We start from the raw sequence: 23,635 nt of genomic DNA on the forward strand, positions 1-23,635 counted from the left end.
AATAAATGTCCTAAATTTGCACTCGCAATACAGAACAAATCAGGTATTGTGGTTCTTTAATAGAATTTGAAACGCGAAAATAGCTCAGTTGGTAGAGCGCGACCTTGCCAAGGTCGAGGTCGCGGGTTCGAGCCCCGTTTTTCGCTCAAAACCATATAATGCTCGGATGGTGAAATTGGTAGACACGCTGGACTTAAAATCCAGTGAACAGCAATGTTCGTGCGGGTTCAAGTCCCGCTCTGAGTACTAAAGCCTCTTCTTTTGAAGAGGCTTTTTTTATTGTGTAAACTCCACGTTTAAGATAAATGCATTTAAATTATGAATTTATTGAATCTAAAATCAACAATCTAAAAATCTAAAATTCTAAATGGGTGCTTTTGTAATTAGTAAAAGATTTAATGATGAATATAAATTTGTTTTTACTTCCAGAAAAGGGAAAGTAATCTTTACGAGTTTGAGTTATGAGTTAAAGTTTGAGTGCGAGGAAGATATAGAAAAGTTTAAAGTAAATATTGACCAGGCTAAGTTTTTACGATTTAAAGGCTCGGGAGGAAAATATTTTTTTAAATTGATGTTGGGAGATGTTCATTTTGCTATCAGTCGAAAATATACTACTGAATTGCTTTTGCAAAAAGGGATAAAGGAAATAGTGACTTATGCTTCGAGAGCGGAAATCTTGGATTTTGCATCCGGTGAATCGATTTTTGGAGATGAAGAGATTCCGGCAGAAGAAATAGAGGAATAAAAAAAGCGTTCGTATTAACGAGCGCTTTTTTTTGCTAATTTATGATCCAATTAAAATTTGATCAAAAAAAAACCATCGTAATCGATGGTTTTAAAATTTTTAGAACTTAGGTTCTAATTATTTTTTTACTTCTTTAGCAGTTTCTTCAACTTTTGCAGCAGCAGAATCAACTTTTGCAGCAGCAGAATCAACAGTTGCAGCAGCAGAATCAACTACAGCAGCAGCAGAATCAACAGCAACAGCAGTAGAATCTACGTTTTCAGTAGCTGCAGCGTCAGCTTTTTTACAAGATACAACAGTTAAAACAGCAACAACAGCTAAACTTAAAAATACTTTTTTCATCTTACTTTATTATAAAAGGTTAATTATTAATTCGTGGCAAAGATATAAATTTTTTAATATGTAAAATATTTTTTTATTTTTTTTTTAAAATATTTTCATTGCTCACGATTATCTTAGTTATCAAAGAATATGCCAAACAAACACAAATGCGAGGTATTATTGTATTTTTTGAGTAAATTATTTTTTACTGAATATTCTACAAGAGAATTGCTTGTTTGTTTCTTTTGATTGCAGTTTATTTTGTTTTTTACTGGTTTTTATATAGTCTTTAAAAACTAAAATAAGTCCGTTTTGTAAAACTCAATATCAGATATAGTCTATGTATTCTTAAAACAAAGGATAAATCTGTTTATTTAGATATGATTTTCATAATGCATTCTGTTGCTCCTTTGTTGTTCTGAATATACGATTTACAGATGTTGCTTTTTTCTTTAAATAAACTTTCGTCGCTAAGTAAAAGGTCTAAATTTTGTTTTAATGTTTCGAAATTCGAAATCGAAATACAGCCTCCAAGTTTAACCAGCGTAATGGCTTCGGCAAAATTATCGTAATTTGGGCCAATTAATATAGGCAGTCCAAATGTTGCCGGTTCCAGAATATTATGAATCCCGGGATTTCCAAATCCACCCCCAACATATGCAATAGTTCCATAGCTGTAAATTTTGGTAAGCAGACCAATTGTGTCGATGATAAAAACCGAATAACTGGATAAATCTTTATTTTCTTTTTCTGAAAATAAAATGACTGGCTTTTTAATCTTCGACTTGAGATCTTCTATTTGATCTCCTTTTATATTGTGAGGTGCAATAATGAATTTTATATCTTCTTCGGCCTGATTAATATATTCAATTAAAAGAGCTTCATCTTTTGGCCATGAACTTCCTATAACAATTGTCGGTTTATTATTTTTAAAATTTTCAATAAAATCAAGCGAATTGTCTCTGCTTAAAATTGCATTTACGCGATCAAAACGTGTATCGCCGGAAACTACTACGTTATTAAACCCAATTGCCTCAATTTTTTGTTTCGAGCTTTCGTTCTGAACAAAAAAATAAGTAAAAGCTTTAAGTGCTTTTCTGTAAAATCCTCCGTACCATTTAAAAAACATTTGGTTGTCTCTAAAGATTCCCGAAATCAAATAAGTTGGGGTTTTGCTTGTTTCAAGTTCTTTTAAGTAATTCAGCCAAAACTCATATTTAATAAAAAAAGCAAATTCAGGATGAACGAGTTTTAAAAATTGTCTGGCATTTCTTTTTGTGTCTAAAGGAAGATAAATAGTAACATCTGCAACAGTGTTATTTTTACGCACTTCATATCCAGAAGGAGAAAAAAAGGTTACGACTATTTTATGTGAAGGATATTTTTCTTTTATTTTTTCTATAACGGGTAAGCCTTGCTCATACTCGCCAAGCGAAGCCGAATGAAACCAAATGGTTTTATCAGAAGGTTTTATCTTTTTTTCTAAAACAGCAAAAACATTTTTTCGGCCCTCGACAAAAAGTTTAATTTTTGGGCTGAAAAGTGCAACAAATTTGAGAAAAAAAAACGCAAGTGAAACTACTAAATTGTATAAAAAAAGCATGTGTAAATTTTTGCAGCTAAATTACGTTTCTTTCGACTATTTTCATTGTTTGAATTATTAAATAACTATTTTTGTTCTTCCCTTTGAAGATTAGAAGTTGAAAACTGATCTTTAATTTTAAAAAATATTGGAAATGAAAAAAATTCAAATGGTTGACTTAAAAAGTCAATATGAAAAAATAAAAACAACTGTTGATGCTTCAATTCAGGAAGTTTTAGACACAAATACTTATATTAATGGACCTTTAGTTCATCAGTTTCAAAAAAATCTAGAAGAATATTTAGGTGCTAAACACGTAATTCCTTGTGCAAACGGAACCGATGCATTGCAAATTGCAATGATGGGATTGGATCTAAAACCAGGTGATGAGGTTATTACTGCAGATTTTACTTTTGCAGCAACTGTTGAGGTAATTGCCTTATTGCAATTAACGCCTGTTTTGGTAGATGTTGATGTTGTAAATATGAATATTGATATTGAGGCAATTAAAAAAGCAATTACACCAAAAACAAAAGCAATTGTTCCAGTACACTTATTTGGACGAGCTGCCAATATGGATGCGATTATGGAAATTGCGGCAGAACATAATTTATATGTAATTGAAGATAATGCACAGGCAATAGGTGCCGATTATATTTCTAAATCAGGTATAAAAAGCAAAGTTGGAGTAATTGGTCACGTTGCAGCAACTTCATTTTTTCCGTCTAAAAACCTAGGCTGTTACGGAGATGGAGGAGCAATTTTTACAAATGATGATAAATTAGCGCACATTATCCGCGGAATCGTAAATCACGGTATGTACGAGCGTTATCATCATGACGTTGTTGGAGTTAATTCACGTTTAGACAGTATTCAGGCTGGAGTTTTAAATGCAAAACTGCCTCTTTTAGACGAATATAATAAAGCGCGTCGACGTGCAGCAACAAAATATAATGCAGCTTTCGCTGGAAATGCACATGTTATCACTCCGGAATTTGATGCAAACGAAAATGATCACGTTTTTCATCAATATGTTTTAAGAATTGTCGATGCAGATCGTAATGCTTTAATGCAGCATTTGTTAGACAAAGGGATTCCCTGCGCAATTTATTATCCGATCCCGCTGCATTCTCAAAAAGCTTATGTAAATGTACGTTACAAAGAAGAACAATTTCCTGTAACTAATCAATTAGTAAAAGAAGTAATTGCGCTGCCAATGCATACAGAACTAGATGATGAGCAGATAAAATTTATTACTGATTCTGTTTTAGGATTTTTGAAATAAGAAATTTAGAGTAAAGAACAAAGAATAAGGAGAAAAGAATTTAAAAAGGAAAACAGAGTAAATTGAGATAGAAAAAACACACACAGTTTGTAAGTCTATTTTCTTTATTCTATTTTCTATAATCTAAAATATATGAAAATATTAGTAACAGGAGGATTGGGATTTATTGGTTCGCATACCGTAGTCGAGTTGCAAAATGAAGGCTTTGAAGTTGTGATAATTGATGATCTTTCTAATTCTTCAGAAGATGTTTTAAAAGGAATTCAAGCAATTACAGGAAAACTGCCTGTCTTTGAAAAAATAGATCTAAGAGAGAAAAGCGCCATTCAGGATTTCTTTAAAAAACATTCTGATGTTACCGGAGTTATTCATTTTGCAGCTTCAAAAGCAGTTGGCGAAAGTGTAGAAAACCCTTTATTGTACTACGAAAATAATATTGGAACATTGGTTTATTTGTTACAGCAGCTGCAGCAAAAACCAGAAGCTAGTTTTATCTTTAGTTCGTCATGTACGGTTTACGGTCAAGCCGAAAAAATGCCAATTACAGAAGATGCACCTGTTCAGACAGCAATGTCTCCTTATGGAAATACAAAACAAATTGGAGAAGAGATTATTACAGATACGGTTAAAGTAACCAATATCTGTGCTATTTTATTGCGCTATTTTAATCCGGTTGGAGCGCACTCTTCTACTGAAATAGGAGAACTGCCCTTGGGTGTTCCTCAAAATTTAGTGCCTTTTATCACGCAGACAGGTGCAGGGCTGCGTAAAGAATTGTCTGTTTTTGGAAATGATTATTCAACTCCGGACGGAACCGCAGTTCGGGATTATATTCATGTCGTAGATATTGCGAAAGCACATGTAATAGCGTTACAACGTTTATTAAACAAAAAAAATCTGGCTAAAGTTGAAACTTTCAATCTGGGAACAGGAAAAGGAAGTTCTGTTCTTGAGGTCATTACAAGTTTTGAAAAAGTAAGCAATAAAAAATTACCATATAAGATTATGCCTCGCCGTGAAGGTGATGTTACCGAAGCGTATGCAAACACTGATAAAGCAAATAATGTTTTAGGATGGAAGGCAGAATTATCATTGGATGAAGCAATGGCAAGTGCTTGGAAATGGGAACAAAAAATAAGGAATAAATAATTTCTTAAGTTGAAATTGTAAAATTTTAAGATCCCAAATTATAGTACTATAGTTTGGGATTTTTTTTAAATGGCATTTATTATGAAACAAAATTTAGATTATAGATTAATATTTGCTTTGGCGGCAGTTGGCATCATTTGGGGTACGACGTTTTTAGGCATTAGGGTAGCTGTGGAGACAATTCCGCCGTGGTTTGTAACCTCTATTCGTCAAGGATTGGCGGGAATGATAATGATGACTATTTTATTGTTCAAAAAAGAATTAAAGTGGATTGGGTGGGAAAATTTAAAGCAGCAACTTGTTCCTTCAGTTTTAATGATTGTAGTTGCTAATGGTTTTACAACGATTGCTGAGCAGACTCTTCCCAGCGGATTGGCGTCTGTAATAAGTGCTTTGTCTCCAATACTTATTTTTCTGGGCAGTATTTTATTTGGATTGCAAAAAATAAGTTTGAGAGGACTTCTAGGAGTAATTATTGGGTTTTCCGGAGTAGTTTTCATATTCAAAGACGGACTCGGATCATTTTTGGATGCGAATTATAAAACGGGCATGGTATTCATGGTATTCGCAATCTTAGCATGGGCAGCAGGGACGATTTATACTAAAACGCATGCTAATAAATCAAGTAATATTGTACTCAATTTGTTTTATCAATTTACAATGGCTTCCTGTATTCAGCTGGTTTTGGCTTCTATTTTTTCTCCAAATCCAGATTTAAGTTCTTGGAGTTCAAGAAGTATTTTTGCAGCTTTATATTTATCGATTTTTGGATCTGTGATTGCATTTTTCTGTTATAATTATGCTTTAAAGCATGTTACAGCAGTTCAGGTTTCTATTTTGTCATATGTGAATACGATAATTGCTGTTTTTCTGGGATGGCTTCTTTTAGATGAAATAATTACGGTTGATTTTCTTATTGCTACAGCACTTATTATTCTTGGGGTTTTTATTGTGAACTACAAGAAAAAAGAAAAGAAGGTTTTGTAATGTTGAATAGTTTTATATTCAAAAGTAAAATTCTACATAATCAATTTTGATTGAATTTATTTTGTAAATTTATAAGATTGAAATGTAAGAATTATGGCAGGTGAAAAAATAAATAAGGAAAATAAGGTAGAAGAACCGAGAGTAGAATACGAAGTTCAAAAACCTAAATTTAAAGGAATACACCCTGAAACTTTTGATTTTCATGCCGAGTTTGCAAAAGGATTAACGCCAGAGGAGTTTAAAGCTGAAATGTCTAAACGAATTAAAGCTTATCCTTGGAAAAAATAATTTTAAAGAGAAGTTCTTGAATATTTTGATGATTTAGTTTATGTTCTTTTTAAGAAGGAATATTTTGGTTTTGTCAAATTAGCTTAAATGTTTGCTTATTGTAAGCTATCTTTTTTTTCACTTACAGAATTTTGTTCTAAAGTTTTTGTTTCAGATTGCTTTTTTCCTGTTTTTAAGTCAAATGTTGTTATAGTAGTGGTAGTTTTCTTATTTTCAATATCCTTTTTAAAATCAATATTTATGAATTTAAAAATGGCTATGAATCCCAATATAATTAAAATTAAACCAAATATTGCCCAAAGAATAAAATTGCTAATGCCTTTAAAAATTTTCTTTGCAGTAAACAGTAATTTTAATGATGTAATAAAATAAAAAAGTACAATCCCAAAAACTAGCATAAATGCTAAAACAGCTCCGATGCTGTGTTTTATTAATTCTGGTAAAACATTTACATTCGCGAGTATAAAAGTTATAAAGGAGGCATAAAGACCAATTACAGTTATAATACTGTATTGTTGTTCCTTAATGTCTTTTTTTAATTTTTCATTGATTTCTTTAATGACTTTTGGTGTAAAAGAATAGAATATGCTTTCTTGAATTTTAAGTTTGTCCCAGTCATTGTCGCATTCATCTAGCAAATATTCATAATTTGAAGGTAGAATGTACTGGCTGTCTATAAATGTTTTGTCGTCTAATTTGCAATTTTCCAGCTCGATGTATAAAGGCATTATTTTATTTTTTTGGCAAACTTTAATTTTACTTTTTAAGTTATTTAACTCATTAAAGCTATTTGTAAAAATATTTTCCAATATTGAAAAATAATCATGTTCCTCGTTATTTAATTCTTTAGGGTTGCTATTTTTAATTATATCGATTAATTCAATTTTTTTTCGTACGTATATTTTATTTAATATACAATTTGGGTAATCAGTGTTTTCTAATGAATTGATACTGTTGAAGCTTTCGTCTATTTTTGAATTGAAACTTAATAATTTGTCAAATTTAAAATCAGATTTTATTTTCTTTAAATAATGATTGCAATCCAATGTGAATTGGCAATTTAAAACTAAGTAAGTGCAAGTTTTGAATGAAATGTTATTAATTTCGTCATCTTTTATTTTTTCAGAAAAGTAAAGATTAATGTTTTCTAAGATTTCTCGAGTTCTTTTGTACTCACCATCATTAAAACTGTCTTTTAATTTTATAATTTTAATATATTTGTGAGAAGAACTTATGTTTAAAGTCTTGTTATCAAGTGATTTTTGAATTTCTTTGCTTAATGAATGAATGTCATTCTTTTTTAAGCAATTGTATTGAGAATCAATGTTTTTTATAATCGTATCGGGAACATATTCTTCAAGTTTTTGAATTGTTATATTATCTTGATTGAAAATCGAGTACTCAATTAATTTATTGGTTTTTTTTAATCTTTTTAAAATTTTATAAAGAAGTATAGAGCATTTCGTTCTTGTTTTTGAAACGAAAAATTCAAGAGTAGGATTTATTCTCTCTAATTTGTGGTAGATTTCAGAAAGTATTAATATTGTTTTTTCGTCAACAGAATACCCTTCATCCATTTCAGATAATTTGATATTCGCCACAAAAAGCCAATGCAGAGAATCATCGATTGAAATATTTTTTTCCTGAAAGAAAGATGTTTTTTCAAAAACATCTTCATATTCGAAATTATAAATTTTTATAGAATAATTGTCTTTTAATCTATTTGTTATGAAAAGATTGAGGTATTGAAAATGTAAAAGGTAATCTCTAGCTAGATAATATCTTTTTTTGATATAAGGATCTTGAGTTATTACAGAGTCATCAATACTGTCAAGTTGATTTAAGAGTGATTTGATTTTTTCTGAAAACTTTGCAGAATAATACTCTCCCAAAAACAATGAGGTAAATAAGTGCTTTCTGAAAGTAATAAAATTGGGTTTTAATTTTATTACATCTTCATTAATTACTATTTTATTAATGTTATCCAATTAAATAATATCTTCTTCTAATTCTTTAACTAAAGATAGATAAAAAGGGAATTCCATAATATATTTTTGAAATTCTTTTACCAAAGAAATATTGTCGATATTGGTGAATTTTTTTGTTTCAATGTTTTCCAATAGGCATTCAAATGCATCATTGTTCATTGATATTTTGCTTAACTCAAGAGAGCTTAGGCTAGAAAAACGTTCAATTCTTCGTTCTTTTAAAAATTTAATTGAATAATCTATTGCAGCTTTTATTTTTACATCTAAATCTGTAAATTCATTCTCCTTAAATTCAAATATTAAACGTGAATTTTCAAATTTTAATTCTAATTGTTCTGAATCATATATCTCAAAAGTGTCAGCATTAATTTTTCCAATTCTAACACCTTCTAATTTTTCAATATCTGGGAAAAATGATAGATTAAAAATTCCTTCCATTAATTGCTCTTTTTTACCATTTGCTATAGTAACAATAAAAGGCAGAAGTAGACATTTTTTTATTGAGAAATTATTGCTTTCGTTAAAAAAAACAATATCATTCAGATCTCTTGAATTTATAGCAAGAAAATCTTGCGCTACTTTGAAAATAGCATAGCGGATTGCAAGAATTTTATTGTCCATAATAGTGTTTTTTAGGTGGGTGCAAAAGTAACCTTTTTTTCAAATTTACAATAAAGTTTTAATAAAAAAAATGTCATTTTGAATTTTAACTTATATTTTTTAATTTGTTAATAATCAAAATTTTAGTTTGAATGGTATTAAAAAAAAATCTCATAAAACATTTCGTTCATGAGAATTTAATATATAATTATTGTTGATTAATTGAAAACTGAATACTAAACACTAATTAAGCATTCGCCGTAACCGCTTCTTTATCAATTTTATTAATCAAACCAGCCAACACTTTTCCAGGTCCAACTTCTGTAAACAAAGTAGCGCCGTCAGCGATCATTTGCTGAACTGATTGAGTCCATTTCACTGGAGCAGTTAATTGTATGATTAAGTTCTTTTTGATTTCGTTTGCATCAGAAACAGCATTTGCTGTAACGTTTTGGTAAACCGGGCAAATAGGATTAGAGAACGTTGTAGCTTCAATTGCAGCTGCTAATTCTTCTCTTGCCGGTTCCATCATTGGCGAGTGAAATGCTCCTCCAACAGGTAAAATTAAAGCGCGTTTTGCTCCCGCAGCTTTCATTGCTTCACAAGCTTTTTCAACTGCTGTAGTTTCTCCGGAAATTACCAATTGTCCAGGGCAGTTGTAATTTGCCGCAACTACAATTCCATCGATAGAAGCACAAACTTCTTCCACAACATTATCTGCTAAGCCTAAAACTGCAGCCATTGTTGATGGAGTAATTTCGCAGGCTTTTTGCATTGCCAAAGCACGTTGAGAAACCAATTTCAAACCATCTTCAAAAGATAAAGTTCCGTTGGCTACTAATGCTGAAAATTCTCCTAAAGAATGTCCTGCAACCATTTCTGGTTTAAAATCTTCGCCTAAAGTTTTTGCTAAAATAACAGAATGTAAAAATACAGCAGGCTGCGTAACTTTAGTTTCTTTTAGTTCTTCGGCAGTGCCTTCAAACATAATATCTGTAATTCTAAAACCTAAAATTTCATTGGCTTTTTCGAATAATTCTTTGGCTAAAGCCGAGCTTTCATATAAGTCTTTGCCCATTCCTGTAAATTGTGCGCCTTGACCCGGAAATACGTATGCTTTCATTTGTCTAATTTAAGATTGAATTTATGAATTGAAAATTAGTTTCAATTGAAAGGCAAAAATAGTATTTTTTTAGCTCGTATAATCCTTAAACATATAAATCCATACCAATCTTGAAAATCGGAGATTAAAAGAAGTGAGTAAAGTTATTACAACCGCAATAATCGGAATGATTCTTAAGTCGAAATTAGTTTCGAAGAAAAACTGTGCAACACAATAAGTAGCAATGCCTTGCGCCACCGTAAGTCCGTAATTTACATACATTGCACCAAAAAAATAACCAGGTTCTTTTTGGAATTTATAATTACAATGACTGCAATATTCGTTCATTTTGGGTAAACCGAAATTCAAAAAAATATTCTTGTCTTTAAAAACTTTTCCTTTATGACAAACCGGACATTCGTTGCTTAAAATATGAGTTAATGCATGTGACATGATCTTGATGTTTTTTGTTTATACAAAGGTAATTAAGAGTATTATAAAAGTCTTTTTTATATCTTCGCCACTTGTAGCACAATAAAGACATTTTTGTGATATACGACCAATAAAAAATAATTCTGCATAAATGAAAAAATATCCAATTTATAGTGTTCAGAATTTTAGCTGTAACGATATTCATCGCGATTTTTATGTGAACACTTTCAAAGAACATTTAAAAAGCCACAGTTTTGTCGAAGAACCACATCGGCACGATTCGTATTTAATGGTATTTTTTACAAATGGTTCTGGAAAACACGAAGTCGATTTTGATCAATTCGAAATAAAAAGAGGAAGTTTATTTGTCTTACAACCCGGACAAATGCACCATTGGAATTTGTCTGAAGACATTGAAGGCTTTGTAATCATCTTTTCGCAGGAATTGTACAATTTATATTTCGGACAGAAAAAAATTAACGATTATAATTTTTACCATTCGATTCATAATCGTCCTGAAATGGTTTTTGAAGAAAAAGAAATTCCAAAAATTCTTCCGTATTTTAATTTATTGATTGAGGAAAATCTTCAAAATAATAAATTGCAATTGGATAAATTACTGAATTTGCTAGATTGTATTCATATTGAAATTTCCCGTAAGTACAGCGAAACCTATTCACATCAGGCACATTCGTACAATATCAAAATAAGCGCATTTGAAATTCTTTTAGAAGAATATTTCAAAACCCAAAAACTGCCGTCTTTCTACGCAGAAAAACTCAGTATAACTCTAAAACATTTAAACAGAATCTGCAATGAAATTCTACAAAAAACAGCCACAGAAGTTATCACAGACCGCGTAATTCTGGAAATAAAAAGAATGTTAATCGACAAACAATTAGCCGTAAACGAAGTTGCCTATAAAGTTGGTTACGAAGATTATTCATATTTCTCCAGATTCTTCAAAAAACAAACCGGATTGTCGCCAACAGAATTTCGAAATACTTTGCGTTGACTCTTTTTAACCGCAAATTACACAAATTAACACAAATTAATTTTTAATCGTTATTTGCCACAGATTAAGAGATTCTGTAGATTTTAAATCTGTGAAAATTTTTTAATCTGTGGCAAAAGCTTTCGTCTTTAAGCGAAAAAAATTTGCGGAAATTTGTGTAATTTGTGGTTGACTTTTTTATCCAAACAAAAAAAAAGCCTGCACTTCCTAAAAAGTGCAGGCTTCTTAACCAACCAAATTAAAACCTATTTTTAATAATTAAGCTTGTTTTACAAATTGTAATTCAATGTTTAATTTTACTTCTTCTCCTACTAAAACTCCTCCAGTTTCAAGAGCAGAGTTCCAGTTTAAACCCCAATCTTTACGATTGATTTTTCCTTCTATGCTTAAACCTACTTTTGTATTTCCCCAAGGATCAGTCATGATACCGCTAAAGTCTACCGGAAATGTTACTGATTTTGAAACACCTTTAATGCTTAAATCTCCAGTAATTTCGTAATCTCCAGCATCAATTTTTTTGAAAGTTGAAGATTTGAAAGTTAATTTTGGATTGTTCTCAACATCAAAGAAATCTGCACTTCTCAAATGCCCGTCTCTGTCTGCATTTGCAGTGTCAATAGAAGCAATGTCACCAGAAAATTCGATTGCTGCATTTTCGAAGTTTTCTCCTTCTGAAGTAATTGTTGCATCGTAAGTTCCAAATTTACCTGAAACATTTGTAAACATCATGTGTTTAACTTTAAAACCAATTTCTGAATGTGTTGGGTCAATTGACCATTTTGTAGTTGCCATAATTTTTATTTTTAAATAATTAATTTCATTTTGATAGGACAAAGTTACTTCTACTGTCTTTATTTGGCACTTAACCTAGATTAAGAAAAAAAATGAATAACTTTCTAATTGTCCGTTTGTTTGTTTTTGTTGTTTGAAAAATTGCTGTCGAATTAATAATTCATCGGAATATCCATCAATAATAATTCCGCATCTGTATTAGCTTGTATTTTTAAAATATCAGTTCCTGAAATTCCAACCGCGTCACGAGTATTCAATTCCTGACCGTTTATTGTTACATTTCCTTTTAAAACAAAAGCATAAACTCCGTTGCCTTCTTTTTTGATTGTGTATTCTGTAGATACACCTGAGTCAAAATTACCCATATTGAACCAGGCATCCTGATGAATCCAAACGCCTTCATCATCTGCATTCGGAGATAAAATCTGAGATAATTTATTGTGTCTGTCCGCAACATTCAAAGTAATTTGCTGGTAACGTGGCGCCACATTTCTTTTGTTCGGAAACAACCAGATCTGCAATAATTTAGTCTGCTGATCTGCATTTGGGTTAAACTCACTGTGCTGAACACCAGTTCCGGCACTCATTACCTGAATATCCCCATTTTTGATGATTTCAGTATTTCCCATACTGTCTTTGTGTGCTAAATCACCTTCAAGCGGAATCGTAATAATTTCCATATTATCATGAGGATGCGTTCCAAAACCCATTCCAGCTGCAATCGTATCATCGTTCAAAACACGAAGTGCTCCAAACTGAATTCTATCTGGATTGTACCAGCTCGCGAAACTAAAACTATGATAAGCATTCAACCAACCGTGATTTGCATTTCCTCTGGTTTCTGCTTTGTGTAATACTATATTTTCCATGATGTTTTGCTTGTGTTATTATTATGGTACAAATTTACCACCAACATCAAGCAAACACACTTAACCTAGATTAAGAAAAGTTTTTGATATCCTAAGTTACTGATAATATAAGTATTATGGTGTATAAGTTTTTTTAGAAGCAGAAGTTTAGTTTTTCAAAAGACCTGATGTCCTGCTCTCCGCTGTATCTTTTGTGATCTCGTTAGAAAAAAACGAAACCACAAAAGGATGCCGCTTCTATCAGGGCTAGGCAAGAAGTTTCATTTTCAGAAGTTGAAGAGGTGTAAAGGGACAAAGTTCCGTAGGAACTTAGAGATTGTAGGGATGGATTTCAATCCATCCAGCATAAGCAGCTCGACAAAGATTTTACTACCAAATTATTTAGCAAATGTAGCCACACAGTTTGTCATCTCGACGATGGAGAGATCTTCGCAAGCAGCTCGACAAAGATTGGTGATATTGCATGAGGAGTTTCTCTTGAAGATCTCTCCTTCGTCGAGATGACAAGATTGTGTTTGAGTTCAAAGGAAAATAAACTTTGCGCCTTCGCGTCTTTGCGAGATTATAAAAAATATGAATTATTTAATCCTAATCAATTTCCCTTTCCCAACAACTATATCAAGATAATTCATAACACGATGTTTCTTATCATGCATGTAAAACGGAATAGTATCTTTTTTGATTTGATCTTTTGAAATGCTTATAATTAAATCAGTATTTATGAAATTATCCAATAGTATCACATTACCATAAGAGATTTTTCCTTTTGGCATATATTTATTATCAAACACAAAAACACTATCCTTAAAAGTAATTTTATCTTTTTGGATGTAGACATTATTGTCTTCTATTAAATAATTGTAGCGTCCATTAAGCTTATCTGTATCTTGATTCAAGTTAAATGAAATCAAGGCTATTATTAAAATAAAATATTTCATAACATCTAAAGGTTTTTCTTCAATGAATTTCAATTTACAAATTTCCACGAATTCCAATTCAGCTTAATTTGTGAAAATTTGTGGAACTCGTGGCAAAAAATCATTTTAATCTTTGACCTGAAAGATAGCGAAAAGGCGAAGCAAATCTGTGAAAAAAAACTTATTTCTTCAATAGTCTCGCTTTCATTTTACTAAAGAATTCAGGCGTAACACCAATAAAAGAAGCGATCTGTTTTTGGGAAACTTTGTGAACTAAAGTTCCATATTTCTTTGTGAATTTATCAAAGCGTTCTTCCGCAGGTAAACTTAAATTATCCATTAATCTTTGCTGATTGGCAACTAATGAATTTTCAATCAGAATTCTAAAAAAGCGTTCCAGTTTAGGAATTTCAAGATACAATTGTTCCTGATTTTCTTTAGATAATGAAACTACTTCTGCTTCTTCCAGAACCTCAATAAAAAGTTGTCCCGGTTTTTGAGAAAAAAAACTGTACATATCGCTCATCCACCAGCCTTCGCAGGCAAATGAAAGTACATGTTCCACAATATTATCATTGATATTAAAGCTTCTTAAAATTCCCGAATTAACAAAATAGGAATGTTTACAGATTTCGCCGGCATTCAATAAAATAGTTTTAGGTTTGTAAGTATTCGTTTCTAATTTAGATAAAAAAAGCGCCTGTTCTTCTGGTGTTAAAGAAACATGTTTGGCAATGTTTTCTAGTATTAATGTCATTATTTTTTGTCTTCTATTAAAGTGAATGAAGTTGCTTTAAATCTATTGCCCACAATTTCTCCGGTAACAGAAGCTTTTCTGATCGCATTGCAAAAACCATCTTCTGCATGTGCATCACCATGCTGATCGATTTTTGTTCCATCCACAAAATACGATTTTCCGTCGATGCGAACGGCTAAATCACAGCTTTTGCCTTTCATTCCGAATTGGCATTCTCCGCAAGAAGCTTCTACAATTGTTGGTTTATCGATTACTTTTTTAGATTGAGCCTGAGCTGCAATTCCGATAAAAAGGAAAAGCATGAATATAAGTTTTTTCATTTTTTAAGAATTTACAGTTATTAATTTTGCCGTTTCTTTGGCGCGTTCGGTTACTTTTTCAATTGGAGTGGCTAATGAATCGTGGCTTAAAACAACTCCCATTCGGCGATAAGGTCTTGAAGTTGGTTTGCCAAAAATCCTAAAATCAGTTTTTGGTAAAGCAGCTACTTTTTCAATTCCGGTAAAAGTTGGATTTGCAGCATCTTCAGAAGCTAAAATTACGGCACTTGCTCCGGCTTTTTCTAACGTAATTTCGAAAATTGGCAGACTTAAAATCGCGCGTAAATGCAATTCAAATTCGTTAAAATTCTGCGTTCCGGCCAAAGTTACCATTCCGGTATCGTGCGGACGCGGAGAGAGCTCAGAGAAATAAACACCTTCATTAGTCAGGAAAAATTCAACTCCAAAAAGTCCTGCACCTCCAAGTGCTTCTGTAATTTTTTCTGCCATATCCTGCGCTTCATATAAATCAGCTTCAGATACTTGTGCCGGCTGCCAGCTTTCCTGATAATCGCCGCGTTCTTGTCGGTGCCCAATTGGCGCGCAAAACAAAGTGGGATTATTATTTTGAGTAATGGTCAGAAGCGTAATCTCCGAATTAAAATTTACAAAAGCTTCTACAATAACTTCGATAACATCGCCACGCGAACCTGCAACGGCATATTGCCAAGCTTTTTCGATATCACTTTCTGTTTTTATAGTCGATTGTCCTTTTCCCGAAGAGGACATTAAGGGTTTTACAACACACGGAATTCCAACTTCCTGAACAGCTTTTTGCAGTTCTTCTGCTGATGTTGCATATTGATATTTAGCTGTTTTTAAGCCCAATTCTTTTGAAGCTAAATCACGAATGGCTTTACGATTCATAGTAAAGTTGGCCGCTTTTGCTGAAGGAACAACAGTAATTCCTTGTTTTTCATAATCGTAAAAACGTTCGGTGCGAATGGCTTCTATTTCGGGAACGATAAAGTCTGGTTTGTGTTTGGCTACGATTCTGTCCAGCGCTTCGCCGTCAAGCATATTGATGACTTCAAAACCGTGTGCGACTTGCATTGCCGGAGCATTTTCGTAACTGTCAACTGCAATTATGGTTTGTCCGATTCTTTGTGCGGCAATGACAAATTCTTTGCCTAATTCGCCTGAACCTAGGAGTAGTATTTTCATTTTGGAGTTTTGTAATATTGGAGTAGTAAAAGTAGCGAAAAATGTTTTTAACCGCAAGTGTAGAGGCGCACTGCAGTGCGTCTGCGTAATCTATAATTTAACCGCAAAGTTCGCAAAGATTTACGCAAAGAGCGCGAAGTTTTTTTAAGTTAAAATAAGGTTTGCAAAGAATTTCTCATGCAGATTTTGCAGATTCGGGAGATTTTCAGCACAGTCTGTCATTTCGACGAAGGAGAAATCTACGCGAGAAGCTCGACAAAGGTTGGCTAATTGGAACGGAGTTACTTGCGGAGATTTCTCGTTCGTCGAAATGACAAAATCATGGGAATTATAACGTAAAAGTTCTTATGAAAATGTTTGCGTGAGGGATAGAAGTGGAAAGCCCACAGCCTGACGAAGGAAGTGCGAGGACTTGCAACGTATAGCCCGGCCCGGAGGGACACGCCCAAACAAAAAACCGACACTTCTTTTAAAAAGTATCGGTTTGTATATTAATGAAAATGATCTTCTTCAATTTCGAATTCAGCGTCTTTTTCCCAAATTTCCATTTCGCAGGGTTTGCAATTGAATTTTAGTTTGTATTCAAGCTCGCCTTGTTTTAAAACTAAAGGTTCTTTTACTTTAACCCCCATTATATCTTTTTGGTGTATTGGGCATTTTTTTAATTCGTATTTGATGCAATATTTGGTGGTCATTACACGAGATTTTCCCGGATCCCATTGTAATTCGAATGCTTTTTCGATTTCGGTAACGCCGTGACGTTCGTAGAATTTACGGGCCGTTTTGTTTGAAACGTTGTACATGAAATCCAATTTGGTTTCAGGATAAGGATGTGACGTTTTTACTAATTGGTGTTCCTCGCGTTTGTAATTTGCTAAACGAATTTCGGTTAATTGATCGTAAACCGTTCTTCGCATTTCGTTGATTTTTGAAATAGGAAGGAACCAGTTTTGAGAAAACATAATAGTAATTTCATCGGCTGTATAAGGCGTGAAACCTGTTTTTGCCAATTGTGTTTTGATGTTTTCCTCGATTGATTCGCCCGTTTTTGTCTGCTCTTTTGAATGCTCTAATTTTACTGTACTTACGTTTCCGTCTTCATCGGTGGCGATTAATTCGAAACCATTTTCATTTTCTGTAAGTAATAAAGTAGTGCTTAATTTACGAACTGCGCTGTCTTCTCTTTCAACAATTTTGATGAAAGCAGCGTCGTTATTTCTATAAATGAAAGTTCCGTCTTTTACTTCTTTTAGAACGTTCGGGTAAATTTTACCGTTTTCGGCTTTGTTTACGTAGATTCCGTCGGCTTCATTATTTTCGTTGATAAAGCAAAGTCCGTCGCCGTTGTTTAGTAATTCGCCGTTTTCGATTTCGTAAGCGTTTCCAACAGTTCTTATAAGTTTACCAATGTATTGTCCTTTTGATTTTGGACTTTCCCAAGAACCAATACTGTGATTTCTATCGTTTACAAAATAATCGGTGTAACCACGGTTGAAAGTTCTGTTTAAAGAAGAATCAAATGTATACGTACAAGTTCCAGATGAAGCTTTCATGTATTTATCATTTCCTGCGCCTTGTAGATAACTGTCTAGTTTTTGACGTAAAAAGGATACGTTATTTTTAACGTAAACTACATCTTTTAATCTTCCTTCAATTTTAAAAGAAACAATTCCCGCTTCAATTAGATTTGGAATCTGATCTGAGATATCTAAATCTTTTATAGAAAGTAAGTGACTGTTTTTGATTAAAGTTTCTCCGTTTCCGTCGATTAAGTTATAAGGTAAACGGCAGTTTTGTGCGCAAGAACCACGATTGGCGCTGCGTTCTCCGTTTGCCACACTCATATAACAGTTTCCACTGAAGGATACACATAAAGCTCCGGTTACGAAAAACTCTAATTCTACATCGGCTTCGTCGTAGATTGTTTTAATTTGATGTAAATTCAATTCGCGGGCTAAAACCACACGTTTGATTCCGGCATCTTTTAGGAATTTGATTTTATCAGCATCACGATTATTGGCTTGTGTGCTGGCGTGAAGTACGATAGGAGGTAAGTCCATTTCCATAATCGCCATATCCTGAATAATCAGGGCATCAACACCAATGTCGTATAATTCCCAAATCATTGAGCGACAAGTTTCTAATTCATTGTCGTAAAGAATGGTATTCATAACGACAAAAACCTGTGCGTTGAATAAATGTGCATATTGTACCAAAGCTGCAACATCTTCAATAGAGTTATTAGCGTTAGAACGTGCGCCAAATTGCGGTGCACCAATATAAACTGCATCGGCGCCGCTGTTTATAGCAGCCATTCCTCCAATTAAATCTTTAGCAGGAGCTAATATTTCGATTTTCTTCTTCATTTCTAAAACTTTAACCTTCTGTGGTATTCACGTAAAAAAGTTTGCAAAGGTCTTATAAATTATTTGAGATTGCTAGAGATGGAGTGATTTTTTTGAAATTGTTAACTTATATGGAATGATTGTGTTTTAATTAAGATATTTTATGGTTCGTGATGTTTCAGATTGTTTTGTGAGTTTACCATTTCGTATTACTGAATGTTTTTCTTTAATCCAGTTTCCAAACTTATCGTACTTTATCTCCGTTTCATAAGTAGCTGATTTAATAATATCGCCATGTTCGTTTACAATGTCATCAGAATTAACTTTTGAGTAATCAATAGTGCTCGTTTGCGAGCTAAGTAATTCATTATTTTTATTGCAGTATTTAATAGTGACTTCATTTTTATCGTAATTATATTCGTTTTTTTCTTTTCCAATAATCTCTTCTCCGTTGAAATTTATTATCTCAATAGGATCTCCTTTGTCATTATTAATGAAATTAGTTTGTCTATAAATTTGCCCTTTTTGATTTTTGTCAGAAGCATTTATTAAAAAACCTTTAGAATCGTAGGTATAAATTGCAGTTTCGATTGAATGACCTAAGTACCTATGCCAGTTCTCAAATTTTCTAGCTAAACATCGTGTTCCAGTGCTGTCGTAAATTCGAGTTAAGCGTTGTTTTAAATTATTGTCTTCATCGTATCGAAGTTCAGCAATAACATTATTTTGAGTATTATAGGATTTTACTTCCTTCGTACGCTCCGTAGTGCCACTACGATTATAAAAAGTTCTATTTGTTGTGGTTTCAGAAACTATTTTATCAGAATGAAAATCATTATTTTTTCCAAAATTTAGAGAGGTTTGCGTGCTTTGCGAATAAATCTTAATACTTGAAAAGATTATAAAAATTAAAAGAAATGATTTCATTTTTTAATAGATGATTATTTTAGATTATAGTTATAAAAGGTGTTTAAAAGTATAAAATAATCATGAACTCAAAAAGATAATTTATTTTATCCCCAAAAAACCGCCCAATCCAAAGACTGAGCGGTTCTCTAAAAAGTATGAATCGATCGATCGATTAATTCGCTTTCATTTTAATTTTAGTCAAAGTATTTTCAATACTATTCAACTGTTTTGTAACGATAGAAATTTGATTGTACTCTAATTCGTTTTTTTCAAGAGCTGTTTTATATTTTTCAATTGCAGCTTCTTCTCCTGTAACACAAGCTTTGATAATCGCTTCAGTATCACCACCTGTAAAAGATGATTTTATATCAATCCATGTACGGTGTAAAGCACCTAATGGTCCTCCTCCAGATGTATCTGTTGATTTTCCAAGTTTGTTGATTTCGTCTTGTAATTCTACAATAAATAAGGCGCGCTCGCGGGCATATTCAAGAAAATCAGTTTTAATTAAGGCATTTTCTACATGCTCTGCAGCATTTGTATATCCTAGTTTTCCGTCTTCAAGAATTGAAATTAATCCTTCTAATGTGCTAATAGCTTCTTTTGTGGTTTCATCTGTGTGTATCATGACTATAATTTTTAATAATTTGTATAATACAAAGTTGAGATTTTATAAAGCGTTAAGCCTTACAGAATTATAGCACTTGTTTATAATATTGTGGAATGGGAATTTTGAAAGCGCAAATAATTTTTAACGAATACTAAGAGAAAAGTATTTTTTCTTAGAAAAATGAATTATTAATTAACAGGTTTGATTAGAATTGAGATTTCATTTTTTTGTGTGATGGTTCTTAACTTCATAAAAAAACAGCTTAAAGTATAAAGTGATGAAACTTTGAACCTTAAGCCGTTTTAGTAATATTATTTAAGTTTTATGCAGCCAAAGCTTCTTTGATTCTGCGTAATGCTTCTTTTAAAATGTCGTCGCTTGTTGCGTAAGAGAAACGAATACAGTTTGGATTTCCAAAAGCGTCTCCGGTTACTGTTGCAACGTTTGCCTCAGCCAAAAGATACATAGAAACATCGTTTGCATCTTTGATTTCAGTTCCTCTCAACGTTTTTCCGAAGAAAGACGAAACGTCTGGGAAGACATAAAATGCTCCTTCTGGAACGTTAATTTTTACGCCTGGAATTTCTTTTAATAATCCAACCACTAAATCTCTACGAGTGTGGAAAGCCTGAACCATGTGGTTTAATACACTTGGATCTGCATCTACAGCTGTAATTGTAGCGCGCTGCGCCACAGAATTTGCTCCGGATGTTACTTGCCCCTGAATTTTTGTACATGCTTTTGCTATAAATTCAGGCGCTCCAATGTAACCAATTCTGTATCCTGTCATTGCAAAAGCTTTTGCAACTCCATTTACAGTGATAGTTCTTTCTAACATTCCCGGAATTGAACCGATACTGCAGAAAGTTCCTGAGAAATTAATGTGCTCATAAATTTCATCAGCAACTACATATATATTTGGATGTTTTTCCAACACTTTTGCAAGTGCTGTTAATTCTTCTCGGCTGTAAACAGAACCTGAAGGGTTACATGGCGAACTAAACCACATCATTTTTGTCTTTGGTGTGATAGCAGCTTCCAATTGTTCTGGTGTAATTTTAAAATCAGTATCTACAGATGTTGGAACCTCAACAGGAACACCACCCGAAAGTTTTACGATTTCGAAATAAGAAACCCAGTAAGGTGCTGGTAAAATAACCTCGTCACCATCGTTTAACATTACTTGTGCAATGTTATATAAAGATTGTTTTGCTCCTGTAGAAACTACGATTTGAGTTGGTTTATACTCTAATCCGTTATCTCTTTTAAATTTTCTGCAAATTGCTTCTCTTAATTCCAAATAACCTTCAACTGGAGAATATGTGCTGTAATTTTCGTCAACTGCTTTTTTTACAGCTTCTTTAATAAAGTCTGGTGTATTAAAATCAGGCTCACCTAAACTTAAACTGATAATGTCTTTTCCTTGTGCTTTTAGTTCGCGTGCTAAAGCGGCCATTGCTAATGTTTGCGAAGTTGCAAGGTTGTTGATTCTGTCTGAAAGAATATGGTTCATTATAAAAATTTTGAATGTCCTTAATTGCAGTTATAATTAAGGAAGGTTAATTATTAATAGATTTTTTTTAGTTTAAACAGCTAATTCAGGTTTCATTCCCAACTCACGCAAATGCTTAAAGTGAGCAATAACGGCGCTTGTCATTGTTTTGTATTCGTAATACGGTAAGTTGCACTCTCTTGCAGTTTCTTTTACGATTTTTGCAATTTTACCATAATGAATGTGACTGATATTTGGAAAAATGTGATGCTCGATTTGATGGTTCAACCCGCCTGTATACCAATTAACAATTGCATTTTTTGGAGCAAAATTGGTTGTAGTAAACAATTGATGAATAGCCCATGTATTATCCATTTCACCCAATTCATTAGGAGAAGGGTTTGTAGTTTCTTCTACAACATGCGCTAATTGAAAAACGACGCTCAGAATTAATCCGGCAGTATAATGCATGATAAAAAAGCCAACAAGTACTTTCCACCATGTAATTCCAATTACCATTGGTAAAACGATCCATATCGAAACGTAAATTACTTTAGTTATGATTAAAGTTGTCCAAAGAATTTTTGGGTTTTTTGGTTCTCCATATGATAATTTTCTTTTCAAATAATTACGCATTTGCTTAAAATCGGTTGTAATCGCCCAATTAAAAGTCAGTAATCCATATAAGAAAACAGAGTAATAATGCTGAAAACGGTGAAAACTATGCCATTTAGCATCTTTTGTAAAACGAATAATTCTTCCGGCATCCAGATCTTCATCATGTCCAGGAATATTTGTATAAGTGTGGTGAAGCACATTATGCTGAACCTGCCAGTTGTAAACATTTCCGGCCAGAACATAAATAGTACCTCCCATAAATTTATTAATCCAGTTTTTGGTCGAATAGGAGCCGTGGTTTCCATCGTGCATCACATTCATACCGACTCCGGCCATACCAATCCCTATAACGATTGATAAAAGCAGCATAACCCAAAACGGCATCGGAAGTGTTAAGATTAAAAAATAAGGTGTAAGGAAAACAGCAAAAAGAATTATAGCTTTAAGATGAAGTTTCCAATTTCCGGTTTTTTTAATATTATTTTCTTTGAAGTAATTGTTAACCCGTGTATTAAGGGTTCTGAAAAACTTCATATTATCTTGCCTTGCAAATGTAGGTGCAGTCTTATTCATAATTAATTTAAATAGCCTCAAAGGTAATTATTATAAATTCTCAATTTGCAAAATTGAGTTAAATATTTCAATCGTAAAGTATTACTTTTGTTAAAAAAATAGAGCAATGGATGAGATTCTGAAATATTTTCCTGATTTGACCGACATTCAAATCGAACAATTTCAAAAGTTAGACTTTTTATACCACGATTGGAACGAAAAAATCAATGTGATTTCCAGAAAAGACATTGATGCCTTATATACCAAACACGTTTTACATTCGCTTGGAATTGCAAAAATAATGAAATTTGAACCGGGAACTACAGTTCTGGATGTGGGAACAGGCGGTGGATTTCCTGGAATTCCGTTAGCAATTCTTTTTCCCGAAACTCGTTTTTACCTGATTGATGTTATTGCAAAAAAAATAAAAGTAGTTCAGGGCGTTGCCGATGCTTTAGGATTAAAAAATGTAAAAGCAGAGCAATTAAGAGCAGAGAATGCAAAAGGCGATTTTGATTTTATAGTGAGCCGTGCCGTAACAAATATGCCTGATTTTGTATCGTGGATAAAAGACAAAATCAAAAAACAGCATAAACACACTTTAAAAAACGGTATACTTTATCTTAAAGGGGGCGATCTTTCAGAAGAATTAAAAGATTTTCCAAATGCCACTTTATATGATTTGGCTGAATTTTTTGAAGATGAATTTTTTGAAACAAAAAAAGTAGTGCATTTACCTTTAAAGTTTAAAGCGTAGAAAATTATTTGTATCATATAACAACTTTATAGAAAATCC

Annotated in this window: 24 protein-coding genes and 2 tRNA genes; 9 read left to right on the plus strand and 17 right to left on the minus strand. The window is 32.6% G+C overall.

Features of this window, described 5'->3' with window-relative positions; translation table 11 throughout:
• The first annotated feature begins 73 nt into the window (after positions 1–73).
• From B0A68_RS01050 to B0A68_RS01060, 3 genes are all read left to right on the plus strand, one after another.
• Positions 74–146 (plus strand) — tRNA-Gly (locus B0A68_RS01050).
• Between the two features lie 14 nt (positions 147–160).
• Positions 161–246: transfer RNA gene (locus B0A68_RS01055), tRNA-Leu, on the plus strand.
• 121 nt (positions 247–367) lie between these two features.
• Entirely contained in the window at positions 368–745 is a 378-nt protein-coding gene (locus tag B0A68_RS01060) for a hypothetical protein (protein ID WP_035685557.1), read from the plus strand.
• 117 nt (positions 746–862) lie between these two features.
• Here B0A68_RS01060 and B0A68_RS01065 read toward each other — a convergent pair whose 3' ends face one another.
• Entirely contained in the window at positions 863–1,087 is a 225-nt protein-coding gene (locus B0A68_RS01065) for a PG1828 family lipoprotein (RefSeq protein WP_035685554.1), read from the minus strand.
• Positions 1,088–1,436: 349 nt separating this feature from the next.
• Entirely contained in the window at positions 1,437–2,669 is a 1,233-nt protein-coding gene (locus tag B0A68_RS01070; RefSeq protein WP_035685551.1) for a 3-deoxy-D-manno-octulosonic acid transferase, read from the minus strand.
• A 133-nt stretch (positions 2,670–2,802) separates the two neighbouring features.
• Between B0A68_RS01070 and B0A68_RS01075 the strand changes: the two genes are divergently transcribed.
• From B0A68_RS01075 to B0A68_RS01090, 4 genes are all read left to right on the plus strand, one after another.
• The gene (locus B0A68_RS01075) at positions 2,803–3,933 is read left to right on the plus strand and encodes a DegT/DnrJ/EryC1/StrS family aminotransferase (protein WP_035685547.1); all 1,131 of its coding nucleotides are present in this window, start codon (positions 2,803–2,805) and stop codon (positions 3,931–3,933) included.
• A gap of 132 nt (positions 3,934–4,065) precedes the next feature.
• Positions 4,066–5,082, plus strand: a complete 1,017-nt coding sequence (gene galE / locus B0A68_RS01080) for a UDP-glucose 4-epimerase GalE (protein WP_035685544.1) — start codon at positions 4,066–4,068, stop codon at positions 5,080–5,082.
• A gap of 81 nt (positions 5,083–5,163) precedes the next feature.
• On the plus strand, positions 5,164–6,069 hold the full coding sequence (locus B0A68_RS01085; RefSeq protein WP_035688240.1) for a DMT family transporter: 906 nt from the start codon (positions 5,164–5,166) through the stop codon (positions 6,067–6,069).
• A 93-nt stretch (positions 6,070–6,162) separates the two neighbouring features.
• Entirely contained in the window at positions 6,163–6,357 is a 195-nt protein-coding gene (locus tag B0A68_RS01090) for a hypothetical protein (protein ID WP_035685542.1), read from the plus strand.
• A 95-nt stretch (positions 6,358–6,452) separates the two neighbouring features.
• Here the strand turns inward: B0A68_RS01090 and B0A68_RS01095 are convergent, their stop codons facing one another.
• From B0A68_RS01095 to B0A68_RS01110, 4 genes are all read right to left on the minus strand, one after another.
• Positions 6,453–8,345, minus strand: coding sequence for a DUF308 domain-containing protein (locus B0A68_RS01095; protein ID WP_035685539.1), 1,893 nt, complete (start codon positions 8,343–8,345; stop codon positions 6,453–6,455).
• A complete protein-coding gene (locus B0A68_RS01100; RefSeq protein WP_035685536.1) occupies positions 8,346–8,966 on the minus strand; it encodes a hypothetical protein in 621 nt (206 codons plus the stop codon).
• Positions 8,967–9,192: 226 nt separating this feature from the next.
• Positions 9,193–10,068 (minus strand): ACP S-malonyltransferase, encoded by an 876-nt coding sequence (fabD, locus tag B0A68_RS01105; protein ID WP_035685534.1) that lies wholly within the window; start codon positions 10,066–10,068, stop codon positions 9,193–9,195.
• 69 nt (positions 10,069–10,137) lie between these two features.
• Positions 10,138–10,500: a DUF983 domain-containing protein gene (locus tag B0A68_RS01110; protein WP_035685532.1), complete on the minus strand. Its 363-nt coding sequence runs from the start codon at positions 10,498–10,500 to the stop codon at positions 10,138–10,140.
• Positions 10,501–10,630: 130 nt separating this feature from the next.
• Between B0A68_RS01110 and B0A68_RS01115 the strand changes: the two genes are divergently transcribed.
• Entirely contained in the window at positions 10,631–11,494 is an 864-nt protein-coding gene (locus tag B0A68_RS01115; protein WP_035685530.1) for a helix-turn-helix domain-containing protein, read from the plus strand.
• 258 nt (positions 11,495–11,752) lie between these two features.
• Here the strand turns inward: B0A68_RS01115 and B0A68_RS01120 are convergent, their stop codons facing one another.
• The 11 genes from B0A68_RS01120 to B0A68_RS01170 form a co-directional block, all read right to left on the minus strand.
• Positions 11,753–12,286, minus strand: coding sequence for a YceI family protein (locus B0A68_RS01120; RefSeq protein ID WP_035685528.1), 534 nt, complete (start codon positions 12,284–12,286; stop codon positions 11,753–11,755).
• A gap of 152 nt (positions 12,287–12,438) precedes the next feature.
• The gene (locus B0A68_RS01125) at positions 12,439–13,155 is read right to left on the minus strand and encodes a pirin family protein (RefSeq protein WP_035685526.1); all 717 of its coding nucleotides are present in this window, start codon (positions 13,153–13,155) and stop codon (positions 12,439–12,441) included.
• Positions 13,156–13,733: 578 nt separating this feature from the next.
• On the minus strand, positions 13,734–14,126 hold the full coding sequence (locus B0A68_RS01130; RefSeq protein ID WP_240475254.1) for a hypothetical protein: 393 nt from the start codon (positions 14,124–14,126) through the stop codon (positions 13,734–13,736).
• Between the two features lie 127 nt (positions 14,127–14,253).
• Positions 14,254–14,829 (minus strand): Crp/Fnr family transcriptional regulator, encoded by a 576-nt coding sequence (locus tag B0A68_RS01135; RefSeq protein WP_035685524.1) that lies wholly within the window; start codon positions 14,827–14,829, stop codon positions 14,254–14,256.
• Positions 14,829–15,149 carry a DUF6370 family protein gene (locus B0A68_RS01140; protein WP_035685522.1) on the minus strand — a complete coding sequence of 107 codons (321 nt, stop codon included), beginning with the start codon at positions 15,147–15,149 and terminating at the stop codon, positions 14,829–14,831. Before B0A68_RS01140 ends, B0A68_RS01135 begins: the two co-directional genes overlap by 1 nt.
• A gap of 3 nt (positions 15,150–15,152) precedes the next feature.
• Positions 15,153–16,331 carry a formate-dependent phosphoribosylglycinamide formyltransferase gene (gene purT / locus B0A68_RS01145; RefSeq protein WP_262486761.1) on the minus strand — a complete coding sequence of 393 codons (1,179 nt, stop codon included), beginning with the start codon at positions 16,329–16,331 and terminating at the stop codon, positions 15,153–15,155.
• 473 nt (positions 16,332–16,804) lie between these two features.
• The gene (locus tag B0A68_RS01150) at positions 16,805–18,679 is read right to left on the minus strand and encodes a peptidase U32 family protein (protein ID WP_035685517.1); all 1,875 of its coding nucleotides are present in this window, start codon (positions 18,677–18,679) and stop codon (positions 16,805–16,807) included.
• 126 nt (positions 18,680–18,805) lie between these two features.
• Positions 18,806–19,585, minus strand: a complete 780-nt coding sequence (locus B0A68_RS01155; RefSeq protein WP_035685514.1) for a hypothetical protein — start codon at positions 19,583–19,585, stop codon at positions 18,806–18,808.
• 154 nt (positions 19,586–19,739) lie between these two features.
• Complete coding sequence (locus B0A68_RS01160) at positions 19,740–20,195, minus strand: ferritin-like domain-containing protein (RefSeq protein ID WP_035685511.1); 456 nt, start codon at positions 20,193–20,195, stop codon at positions 19,740–19,742.
• Positions 20,196–20,499: 304 nt separating this feature from the next.
• A complete protein-coding gene (locus tag B0A68_RS01165; protein WP_035685508.1) occupies positions 20,500–21,690 on the minus strand; it encodes a pyridoxal phosphate-dependent aminotransferase in 1,191 nt (396 codons plus the stop codon).
• 72 nt (positions 21,691–21,762) lie between these two features.
• Entirely contained in the window at positions 21,763–22,860 is a 1,098-nt protein-coding gene (locus tag B0A68_RS01170; protein WP_035685504.1) for a fatty acid desaturase family protein, read from the minus strand.
• Between the two features lie 106 nt (positions 22,861–22,966).
• On the opposite strand from B0A68_RS01170, the gene rsmG reads away from it, so the two are divergent.
• Positions 22,967–23,596 carry a 16S rRNA (guanine(527)-N(7))-methyltransferase RsmG gene (rsmG, locus tag B0A68_RS01175; protein WP_035685502.1) on the plus strand — a complete coding sequence of 210 codons (630 nt, stop codon included), beginning with the start codon at positions 22,967–22,969 and terminating at the stop codon, positions 23,594–23,596.
• Positions 23,597–23,635: the final 39 nt, after the last annotated feature.

The organism is Flavobacterium reichenbachii (genome assembly GCF_002217435.1).
Lineage (GTDB): Bacteria > Bacteroidota > Bacteroidia > Flavobacteriales > Flavobacteriaceae > Flavobacterium > Flavobacterium reichenbachii.